General features: G+C 36.6%; 5 protein-coding genes. All 5 read right to left on the bottom strand.

Features of this window, described 5'->3' with window-relative positions:
- A partial coding sequence (locus V7183_RS19075; protein ID WP_335360482.1) for a DUF1015 domain-containing protein occupies positions 1-915 on the bottom strand: 915 nt, incomplete at its 3' end.
- A gap of 13 nt (positions 916-928) precedes the next feature.
- The gene (locus V7183_RS19070; RefSeq protein WP_335360481.1) at positions 929-2,101 is read right to left on the bottom strand and encodes a 3-phosphoglycerate dehydrogenase family protein; all 1,173 of its coding nucleotides are present in this window, start codon (positions 2,099-2,101) and stop codon (positions 929-931) included.
- 12 nt (positions 2,102-2,113) lie between these two features.
- On the bottom strand, positions 2,114-3,196 hold the full coding sequence (gene serC, locus V7183_RS19065; RefSeq protein ID WP_097899811.1) for a 3-phosphoserine/phosphohydroxythreonine transaminase: 1,083 nt from the start codon (positions 3,194-3,196) through the stop codon (positions 2,114-2,116).
- A gap of 205 nt (positions 3,197-3,401) precedes the next feature.
- Positions 3,402-3,593 (bottom strand): DUF378 domain-containing protein, encoded by a 192-nt coding sequence (locus V7183_RS19060; protein ID WP_097899810.1) that lies wholly within the window; start codon positions 3,591-3,593, stop codon positions 3,402-3,404.
- Positions 3,594-3,769: 176 nt separating this feature from the next.
- Positions 3,770-4,117, bottom strand: a complete 348-nt coding sequence (locus tag V7183_RS19055; protein WP_097899809.1) for a hypothetical protein — start codon at positions 4,115-4,117, stop codon at positions 3,770-3,772.
- Positions 4,118-4,382 lie beyond the last annotated feature (265 nt).

The raw sequence follows: 4,382 nt of genomic DNA, 5'->3' as shown, positions 1-4,382 counted from the left end.
CCATAGATGATCCAAATACATACCAAATGATTTTGGTTCAGTTGGTTTATATGGAGATACACCTGCCTTTTCTACATAAAAGTATTGCGAGATTTGCTGTAAAAATTGTTCTTCAGATAGACCATTTAAATCTTTCACAACACGATTGTAATCCCAAATCGATAGTTCATCATGAGGGAATAAAACAGATAAAAAGAAATTAAATTCTTCTTCTCCTGTATAGTTCGGATATTGTTCTCTACGCATGAGTCCTACTTTTACAGCAGATGCTGAACGATGATGTCCGTCAGCGATATATAAGGAAGGAATCTCTTCAAATGATTCTACCAATGCAGAAACTACATCGCTTTCTGCAATCTTCCAGATTACATGCTCCACACCGTCATCCGCAGTAAATTGATAAATTGGCGCGTGATTCTCTTGCCAATTTACAATTAACTTTGTTATGGTTTCTTTCGTACGGTATGTTAAAAAAATGGGCCCAGTATTGGCATTACATACATCTACATGACGAATGCGATCTTGTTCTTTTTCATGACGAGTTCGCTCATGCTTTTTAATTGTATTATCGGTATACTCATCGATTGATGTACAAACAACAATTCCAGACTGAGTTCTCCCTTGCATCGTCAGTTGATAAATATAAAAACACGGCTCTTCATCTTGAATCAGTACTTCTTCGTTTATTAAGCGTTGTAAGTTTTCATTTGCCTTTTCATATACACGATTATCATATGGTGAAACAGCTGGATCTAAGTCAATTTCTGCTTTATCAACATGTAAAAACGAATATGGATTCCCTTTTGCAACTTCTCTTGCTTCTTCACTATTTAATACATCGTATGGTAACGCTGCAACTTGCGCAGCTTTGTCTGCTACTGGACGAATGGCTCGAAATGGTCGAATTGTTGCCAAGTTTCTCTCTCCTTTACACAATCATTCGAACGGCTACAACGCCTGTGATTTGTCTTATATTTTCAACAACATTTTCTTTTATTATATCATCAATCCCATTATCAATATCAATCATCGTATAGGCCCAAGAGTTTTTACTGCGGTTAATCATGTCCGCAATATTGATGTGATGCTCCGCTAGGCACCCTGAAATTTGTCCTACCATGTTAGGAACGTTTTGATGCATAATGGTAATGCGTTTCTTTCCGACATAAGGGAGTTCTACATTCGGATAGTTTACTGAATTACGGATGTTTCCTGTTTCTAAATAGTCTCGCAATTGGCGTGCTGCCATCACAGCGCAATTTTCTTCAGACTCATATGTAGAAGCCCCAAGATGTGGTGTTGCCGTTACATTCTTCATTTTTATTACATTTTCATTCGGAAAGTCTGTTACATAATGACTAATGATTTCTTCCTCTAATGCTTTTTCTAAAACCACTTCGTCCACAAGTTCTCCCCTTGAAAAGTTAAATAGGCGCACACCTTTTTTCATCGTTTGGATCGCATGCTCTCCAATAATCCCTCTTGTTTGATCTGTGAGCGGAATATGTAGCGTAATATAATCGCATGTTGCAAAGATTTCATCTAAGCTAAACGCACGTTGTACCTGTGTAGATAGACGCCATGCTGTTTCAACTGATACGTATGGGTCATAACCTACAACATCCATTCCAAGAGATAACGCATCATTTGCGACAAGTGCGCCAATTGCACCTAGCCCAATAATCCCTAAGCGCTTTCCAGCAATCTCTGATCCAACGAATTGTTTTTTCCCTACTTCAACAAGTTGTGGAACTTCTTCACCTTCTAATCCCTTTGTCCAGCCAACTCCATTTATAATATTACGAGAAGACATAATCAGACTCGCAATGATCAATTCCTTTACCGCATTTGCATTTGCGCCTGGTGTATTAAATACAACAATTCCTTTTTCCGTACAGCGCTCTACAGGGATATTATTTACACCCGCTCCAGCTCTTGCAATTGCCTTTAAATCCTTTGAAAACTCTTCTTGATGTAAAGAATAGCTGCGCAATAAAATCCCGTCTGGATGCTCTACTCCTTCGCCTACTTTATATTGATCTGCTCCAAAAATTTGTAACCCTTTTTCAGCAATCTGATTTAACGTTTGAACGCGAAACATAGCTCCATCTCCCTATCTATTCTCTAGCTCAAAGTCCTTCATATAATCTACTAATTTTTGAACGCCTTCTATCGGCATAGCATTATAAATACTAGCGCGCATACCGCCGACTGAACGATGCCCTTTTAATGTGACAAGCCCAAGTGCCTTAGCCCTTTGTAAAAATTGTTCATTTAGCTCTTCTGATGGTGTTGTAAATGGAATATTCATAAGGGAACGATACTTAGGATCCACTGGTGAAGTAAATAATTCCGATTCATCCAAGAAACGATAAAGAAGTGATGCTTTCTTTCTATTTTGTTCTTCAATTGCAGGTACTCCGCCTTGCTCTTTCAGCCACTCTAACACAAGCTTCGTCACATAAATACTAAAAGATGGCGGTGTATTATATAAGGAATTGTTTTTACTATAAGTTTCATAGTTTAGCATAACCGGACAAGAAGCATTCGCTTTACCTATTAAATCCTTTTTGATAATCGCAATTGTTAATCCTGCTGGTCCTAAATTCTTTTGCGCTCCCGCATAGATTAAACCAAACTTCTCAACATCATATTCTTCCGATAAAATATTCGATGACATGTCAGCGACAAGTGGAATTGTTTCTAATTGCGGCAGTTCCACATATTTTGTTCCTTCAATTGTATTATTCGTTGTAATATGTATATAATCTAGCTCCGGATGAATCATTGAAGTATCTATACGGGGAATGGTTGTAAATTTTTCTTGCTCAGAAGAAGCAATGACTTTGATTTCTCCTACTTTCTCTGCCTCTTGCAATGCCTTCTTAGACCATGAGCCCGTAAGTACATATCCAGCCCTTTTATGTTCATTCATTACATTCAGTGGAACCATTGAAAACTGTAAGGATGCTCCTCCTTGTAAAAATAAAACATCATAGTTATCAGGAATGTGCATCAATTCACGAAGCAAACTACTTGCTTCTTCTATAATATTTTGAAAATGCGAAGATCGGTGACTCATTTCCATTATGGACATGCCTGTCCCATTATAATTCAAAAGCTCCTTTTGCACTTTTTCTAAAACTGGCAAAGGGAGTATAGATGGTCCCGCTGAAAAATTATAAACTCTCTCCATCACCCGTATGACCCCCTATTTCTATATTTATTAATTTTTAAACTTTCTGAATTATACACCATATAAAATATACGGTCAATTTGTTTCGCTTTATTACGGTGTAAGACGCAATGGAACCGTTTGCAAATACAGTTTTATTTATAAACATGCAAAAAGAGTGTTAAGCATTTTATCTCGCTTAACACCCTAATCATATATATAGGAATTAACTGTTCGCAAAGAACCGATCATAAATTTGATAAAGAGCAGAAAGACCAAAAAGCCAATAAACAGTATCAACGAGAGCTGGTGTAGAACCAAATAGCTTTTCGACCACATTATAATCAAACGCCACAAACAACCAATTCAAACCGCCAAGAATCACCAAAATTATTGTAAGGTAAGACAAAAATTTCATTATGATTGCCCCCTAGGTGATAAAATGGTGAAAGGCCTTTCACTAAAATATATGTAACGAATTCCAAAACTTGCTTATTTTTTAATTAAATTTATTTTTTTATATCAGTCCTTAATCACTGCCTCAGCTTCTTTACTGTAAAATTGATACGCATGTGTAGGTTATAATTCGTACTATCATGTTGTTTGTGAAGGATCTCTTAATTTTCTAAAAGCCATCCCGCCAGAAACTATATATAAAATGGCCGGTATATATAAAAATAAAACCGATCCAACTATCGTAATAACACCAATAGCAATCATCAATCCTCCGTATAGCTTATGATTCATTTTATTGACACTGCAGCTTAAAACAATAGCTACAATTTGGAGAATAAAAATGAGGAACGGTATTATAAGTGACCATGTTATCGCATTATGAATGGCCATAATAAAACCATATATAACAAATATTGCTCCCCCCATTACTGTTCCTATTATAGAACCGATTAGTCCCGTAATGAGTTCCGGTCTTCGTTTCTTCATGCTGTTAGTTCCCCCTATAAAAAGTGTACGATTCCAAAAAACATCATAACAAACAAGGCTCCTCTACATTGTCTTTTTTTGTCGAACGAAAACAAAAAAGGATAGTTCCCCTATCCTTTTTTATATTGATAATCCATTTTAATTTTTCAACATATAAGTGGCTGCTATACAAAAGAAAACATGACCTGCACTCGCTTTCTCCCTTTGTTTTCACCCTTGCATGTGGCAGAAAAAATCCCTGACCGCTTTAAAATGTACCCTATAG

The sequence above is a fragment of the Bacillus sp. JJ1127 genome, from assembly GCF_036965845.1.
GTDB lineage: Bacteria > Bacillota > Bacilli > Bacillales > Bacillaceae_G > Bacillus_A.
Note: the sequence above shows the minus strand (reverse complement) of the source record. Positions and strands in the feature narration are given on the sequence as shown.

Coding starts and splice junctions, on each gene's coding strand:
- V7183_RS19070 (WP_335360481.1), bottom strand. CDS start 2,101: ATGTTTCGCGTTCAAACGTTAAATCAGATTGCTGAAAAAGGGTTACAA.
- serC (WP_097899811.1), bottom strand. CDS start 3,196: ATGGAGAGAGTTTATAATTTTTCAGCGGGACCATCTATACTCCCTTTG.
- V7183_RS19060 (WP_097899810.1), bottom strand. CDS start 3,593: ATGAAATTTTTGTCTTACCTTACAATAATTTTGGTGATTCTTGGCGGT.
- V7183_RS19055 (WP_097899809.1), bottom strand. CDS start 4,117: ATGAAGAAACGAAGACCGGAACTCATTACGGGACTAATCGGTTCTATA.